The 6,397-nt window shown below is 43.8% G+C and carries 5 protein-coding genes; 3 read left to right on the top strand and 2 right to left on the bottom strand.

Annotated features, from left to right (window positions below):
* Both FE810_RS16900 and kduI read right to left on the bottom strand, forming a co-directional pair.
* Positions 1-240 (bottom strand): hypothetical protein (locus tag FE810_RS16900; protein ID WP_138321835.1); only part of this gene is annotated, 240 nt, incomplete at its 3' end.
* 269 nt (positions 241-509) lie between these two features.
* A complete protein-coding gene (gene kduI / locus FE810_RS16895; RefSeq protein WP_138321833.1) occupies positions 510-1,340 on the bottom strand; it encodes a 5-dehydro-4-deoxy-D-glucuronate isomerase in 831 nt (276 codons plus the stop codon).
* A gap of 338 nt (positions 1,341-1,678) precedes the next feature.
* Between kduI and kduD the strand changes: the two genes are divergently transcribed.
* From kduD to FE810_RS16880, 3 genes are read left to right on the top strand one after another with little or no spacing between them, the layout of a single operon-like run.
* Positions 1,679-2,452, top strand: a complete 774-nt coding sequence (kduD, locus tag FE810_RS16890) for a 2-dehydro-3-deoxy-D-gluconate 5-dehydrogenase KduD (RefSeq protein ID WP_138321832.1) — start codon at positions 1,679-1,681, stop codon at positions 2,450-2,452.
* Positions 2,452-3,735, top strand: a complete 1,284-nt coding sequence (locus FE810_RS16885; protein WP_138321830.1) for an alginate lyase family protein — start codon at positions 2,452-2,454, stop codon at positions 3,733-3,735. The genes kduD and FE810_RS16885 overlap by 1 nt, the downstream gene beginning before the upstream one ends.
* A 13-nt stretch (positions 3,736-3,748) precedes the next feature.
* Complete coding sequence (locus FE810_RS16880; RefSeq protein WP_138321828.1) at positions 3,749-6,160, top strand: glycoside hydrolase family 2 protein; 2,412 nt, start codon at positions 3,749-3,751, stop codon at positions 6,158-6,160.
* Positions 6,161-6,397 lie beyond the last annotated feature (237 nt).

The raw sequence follows: 6,397 nt of genomic DNA, 5'->3' as shown, positions 1-6,397 counted from the left end.
CAGTACTTCTGCAAGGTTTTGGTCAGGCAGTTTACCGATATCAACGGCTTGAATAACTTCTTTTAAGTTATCGGCAGATTGTTTTTCTGCGACGGCGTTGGTAAGTGCTGAACGAATGCCGGAAACTTCAATGACTTCGATGTCTTGTTCGCTGGCGGTTGCGTTGTCTTCTTGAGCATAGGCATTAAAGCTTCCTAAACTCATCCCAATTGCGATAGCAACTGACGTTTTAGTAAACATTGAACCTACAACTTTTCTGTTATTCCCCATGACGCTAGACTCCATTATTGTTTTATGTAGTTTGTCTATTAGTTTGAATTGTTGTTTTTTATTTTCTGTTTTTGCTTGTGTACTGTTTTACTTTTTTTATTACTTTCTAACTTTTTACTTACGTCGTGTTTTACAAATGCTGAGTGGTTGATTAATTTTTAATTGCACAGTGTAATCATGCCACACTGTGCAATATTCAATCAATGCCACCACCTTGTCAAGTGGCCTTACCAATTAATTTAAGCTAATTCATTTAACGTTAAGTGGTCCATATCAGTAAATTCCTGATTTTCTCCACCCATCGCCCAAATAAATGTATAGGCAGACGTCCCTACACCGCTATGGATAGACCAGCTAGGAGAGACAACAGGTTGCTCCGGAGCCAAAATAACCGACTTAATTTCTTCAGGCTCACCCATCAGGTGAAACACTCTTTGCTCTTGTGGCATGTCAAAATACATATAAATTTCTGAGCGGCGCGCATGGGTGTGTGGTGGATTCGTGTTCCAAACACTACCTTGTGCCAGTTCGGTGAAGCCCATCACTAACTGACAACTATCGACAATACCAGGACAAATCGATTGATAGATAATGCGTTCATTACTGGTTGCCTGGGCGCCAAGCTCTAGCTTGTTGGCATCATTTTTGGTGACTAATTTGGTAGGGTATGCCGCATGCGCCGGGTAACTGACCAGATAAAATTTCGCTGGGTTGCTAGCACTTTCACTCGTGAAGGCAATCTCCTTTGCCCCTTTTCCTACGTATAGGCTGTCTTTATTCGCCATATTGTAAGTTTGGCCATCGACAGTAACTGAACCCTTGTCGCCAATATTGATAATACCCAACTCACGACGCTGACAAAAATAGTCGGCAGCTAGTTCTTTATATACAGGCAATTGGATTGCAGAATTTGTCGGCATAATACCACCAACAACGCCACGATCGATGTCAGTGTAAGTAATATTCAAAGCACCTTCTTCAAATAAGGTTTCAATCGTAAATGATTGTTTGAGTTCCTCATTGGTCATGGTTTTATAACGAATATTGTCTGCGGTATGTAAGGTTTTCATTTAATGATCCTTTTACTCATCTTGATAATAAATTCTATTGGAGAATGTAGCCTAGCGATATCCATTGCTATTTTGGACAAGAAATTTTCCAGCGTTCAATGTCTTGTCCTTTTCACACCGCGCTAAATTATTGCCTATATCTCACTGCGTGAGAGTGAATGAATAGCATACAAATATAACAAATAAAGACCGATGCATTGTACTTAAAACCTGCATTTTGCCTCCACCTATTAATCTAGACTTTCGAATAGAGCCAATATACACTAACGAAATTGGCTTTACCACATTACCAATATTGCAAATATCACAAAATTAATTACAAAAGAGTGGATAACAAAATGAATTCATACGTTAGTTCCTTATTTTCAGTAGAAGGCAAAGTCGCGATCGTTACCGGCGCTAGTCGCGGGCTTGGTCAAGCCATGGCATTGGCGTTATCGCAAGCGGGCGCCATCGTTGTTGCCGTAGCCAGTTCAGAGAAGAGCCTAGCAAATACCAAAGAAAAACTGTCTGCTCACAATCCTCAGCATTTATTTCTCCCTTGCGATCAATCCGATGCAGAGCAAATAGCCGATACGGTTAATACCGTATTTCAGACATTTGGTCGCATTGATATATTAGTGAACAATGCAGGTATCATCCGACGCGCACCGGCCGAAGATCATTCCGATCAAAATTGGTTAGATGTCATGAATACCAATGCCACCGGCGTATTTCGATTTTGTCGAGCGGTGGGAAAGATCATGCTTGAGCAAGGTAATGGCAAAATTATTAATATCGCTTCTTTACTTAGCTTTTCCGGCGGCATTACCGTGCCATCTTATGCTGCCAGTAAAGGCGCTGTCGCGCAGTTAACTAAAGCATTGGCCAATGAGTGGGCCAATAAAGGTATTCAGGTCAATGCCATTGCTCCGGGTTATTTTGCGACAGATAACACCGAACAACTCAGAAATAACAAAGAACGCAATGACAGCATTACCGCCAGGATCCCTTCCGGTGAATGGGGTCAACCTTCGGATTTAAATGGTGCAGCCTTGTTTTTGTCCAGTAAAGCTTCCGATTATGTGAATGGCCACATTTTACTTGTTGATGGCGGCTGGATGGCGCGCTAATGACGTTTTGGAGATATCTGGTAAGTCTGAATATTGCCCTGTTATTACTATGGGTTTCATCGGCTTGTGCGGCACAACAATCAAAGTTACTGCTAGCAGAACAACCGCAGCTGGACATCATCAAAAAGGCCTTATCGAACCGTCACCAACAATCACCACAATGGCAAGCTCTGATTAATGATGCGGAGCAGGCGCTAGCGATGCAACCGCTGAGTGTCACGCAAAGCCCGCCTTTGCTCCCCGGCGGTAAGCCGAACGATTATTACAGCGTTGGCCCCTATTGGTGGCCTAACCCCCGTACTGCAGATGGTTTGCCCTGGATCAAGCTCGATGGTGAGCGCAACCATCAATTTCGGGGGAAGGACGCTGACAATGAGATGTTTTTCACCCTGTCACAAGCCTGTTTCAAGCTAGGTTTAGCCTACCATTACACAGGCGAAAAACGCTATGCTGAAAAATTACAGCAATTGGTTGAGTTCTGGTTCTTGAATTCAGGTACGGCCATGTCAGCGCATTTAAATTTTGCTCAGGGGGTACCCGGCGTTGCCAGTGGCAGGCCCTATGGCATCATTGAATTTAGGCATTTACTGGTCATCTTAGACAGTCTGACACTGACGAAAAATGCCACCGATGACGACTTTAACCAGGCGTTTAACGGTTGGCTAACGCAGTTTTTGAATTGGCTAAAAACCAGTGAAATAGGCCGTGAACAGAATTCGAAACTGAATAATCATGGCACCTATTATGATGCTTTGGTTGCTGGCAGTCATTTGTATTTAGATGAGGTAGAACAAGCCAGAGCAGTATTTGAGAACAGCAAAAAACGTATCATCGCACAAATTAACGAGCAGGGTTTACAGCCACACGAACTCAGCCGCACCCGTCCATTTCACTATAGCGCCTTTAATCTACTCGCCTTTACCCAACTCGCTAAAATGGCCTCGCAAGCCGATGTGGATTTATGGCGTTATCCGGACAAACGCGATGCGCGTATTCTTAAAGCATTTGACTACCTATTAGAAAATGCTGACAACCGTGCCTTGTGGCAGGGTAAGTCTGAATCAGAGATTGATACACGACATATGATCGTGCCAGCGTTAAGGATCCATGGTCACCGTTCTGGTAAAACTCAATCCGGCAACAAGCAATTGCCACTCATACCAAACCATTTGATCAATGCCACTGCTGCTCAGGAGATAACCATGTGTAAACTACTGTTTTCTTATGAGCTCAACCTGACAAAACAAGATGTAGGTTCAGGTAATTTTGCCTGCACACTGTAATGAGGGATAATTTATGACACCAAAGATCTTAATCCGCACAATATGGATCATTGGTTTAGTCTTTGCGTCGATGAATACTCTTGCCAGCGATGACAAAACCATTAATATCAATCAAGACTGGCAGTACCTACAAGAAAACCATGCGAACGTATCGCAAGCGTTAAACAGTAAAAATTGGCAATCCATTCAATTGCCGCACACCTGGAATCGTACCGATACGGTCGACGCACAACCCGGCTACCGACGGGATGCGAGCTGGTACAAAAAACGGTTAGAACTCTCCAACGCCAAGCGCCAATTCTTATATTTTGAAAGCGCAAATACGCAAGCAGACGTTTATGTGAATGGGAAACTGGTCGGGACTAATATCGGTGGTTATATCGGCTTTACCTTTGAAATTACCGATTATGTTAACCGCGACAAAATTGCCAACATCATGGTGCGTGTCAGCAACGCATACAACCCAGATATTATTCCATCGCAAAAATCCGACTTTTTTATATTTGGCGGTTTGACCCGTGATGTCTGGCTTATTGAAAGTGACGATGTATATCTAGACAACCTGATAGTCACAACCCCGAAGGTCTCCCAAGACATTGCCGAGGCAGTCATAGAGCTGGATTTCGATTCGACGAAAAGTTACCCACAATCGACATTGGTCGCCGAAATCTTTGACCAGACAGATAAAGTGGTCAGTAAAACGCACGCCAACATCGCTATCAATCAGGGCGCTCAAAGCCTCACCCTCGCTTTGAATAAGATTGCCAACCCTGCCCTCTGGTCAGTTGATTCACCTGACTTGTATCGTGTAAAAGTCACAATATCGGACAAAGACAGAGTGCTTGCGAGTAAACAGGTTACAACCGGGTTTCGTTGGTTTGAACACAAAGAGGGTAAAGGGTTTTTCTTAAATGGCGAAAGAGTCTTGTTACGAGGCACGCATCGACATGAAGAGCATGCAGGTCTCGGCGCTGCTTTGTCCAATATCCAACACCGAAAAGACTTAGAGCAAATTAAAAACATTGGCGCAAATTTTGTCCGTCTTGGCCACTACCCGCAAGATCCAGAAGTCTACAAAGCTGCCAATGAACTCGGTTTAATTGTTTGGGATGAATTACCTTGGTGCCGCGGAGGCAAAGGTGGAGAAACCTGGGAAGCCAATACAGAGTCACTGTTAACGCGACAAATACAGCAGAATCGCAACCACCCGAGCATTGCATTCTGGTCGATTGGTAATGAAATGTACTGGGAAGAAGATTTTCCCGGAGGTGGCGCTGAAGACGTTGTCACCCCTTACGTGCAAAAGCTTAACGATTTAATCAAAGATATTGATCCATCAAGGTTTACGACATTACGAAAATATTACCCCGGGGCAGATATTGTTGATATTTTTTCCCCCTCAATTTGGGCGGGATGGTACGGCGGAGCTTACGGTCAATACGAGGAAGCACTGCAATCTTCAAGGGAAAAATATCCGGCCCTTATCCATATGGAATACGGAGGTTCCAGTCATGTTGGCCGCCATGAAGAAACACCGATTGATGAGTTAGGCATACGTGATGCACAAGTCTCAGTTTCAGAGGCGATGAATCAAGCAATTGTCAAAAGTGTTGCCAAAGATTCAAACTGGAACGAAAACTACATGGTCAATTTGTTTGACTGGCACCTGAGCGTTTCAGAACGATTCCCGGGATTTATCGGTAATGCCCAGTGGGCTTTTAAAGATTTTGGTACGCCGCTTCGACCGGAAAATCCAATTCCCTACATAAATCAAAAGGGTCTGGTTGATCGAGCCGGTAACCCCAAAGACAGCTATTACGTATTTGCCAGCTATTGGCAAAAAACACCTATGTGTTACATCGAGTCGAAAACCTGGACGGTACGGTATGGGCCCAAAGCGGGTCGAAACGTCAAAGTTTACTGTAATACCGAACAGGCGGAATTGTATCTCAATGGTGAAACGCTCGGCAAAAAAGACCGCATCCACGGTCAATATCCTGCCCATGGGCTAGTCTGGAAAGTGCCTTTCTCTGAAGGGAACAACCAACTTTACGTCAAAGGGTTTAATGACGGTAGTATGGTCATCGAAGATAGCCTGGAGCTCGAGTACAAAGTAGGCACGCACGATACACCTAAAAAGGTTGCGTTAAGCTCTGAGCGAGTTTCTGAAAATTTATATCTGGTAACCGCATCGATTATTGATAGTGATGGACGACTCGTTACCGATTATGAAGACAGAGGTTACTTTTCTTCACTCGATAGCAATGCAAAGCTTATCGAAAATCAGGGAACGCCAAACGGCTCCAGTAGTATTGAATTGGCCAACGGTATTGCACGCATTTTGGTACAAAAAACCTCGAATGCGCAAGCCGTTGTCGAATTTAAAACCCAAAACTTTAAAGGACAATACGTCCGCATCGATTAATAAAGGCGCGAGTAAGACGGTGTAAACACCTGATAAAATCTTACTCGCATTTTTCCTTCTCTACATTCTCTCTATATATGCTCACGCTCTTTTCTGTCAAAAATACAATTGCCTGAGTGATAGGGGCAGCACGTAACATACCCCCATGATAAGGGTTTGCTATGTAATACCAATCCCATTAAGTTTGTGCACAACTCAGAGTTAGGGCAGAGGTTCAGTTACAACATAGATTTCGTT

The organism is Thalassotalea litorea, from assembly GCF_005843925.1.
GTDB lineage: Bacteria > Pseudomonadota > Gammaproteobacteria > Enterobacterales > Alteromonadaceae > Thalassotalea_A > Thalassotalea_A litorea_A.
The sequence above is the reverse complement of the archived record's forward strand: the minus strand, read 5'-3'. Positions and strand labels throughout refer to the sequence as shown.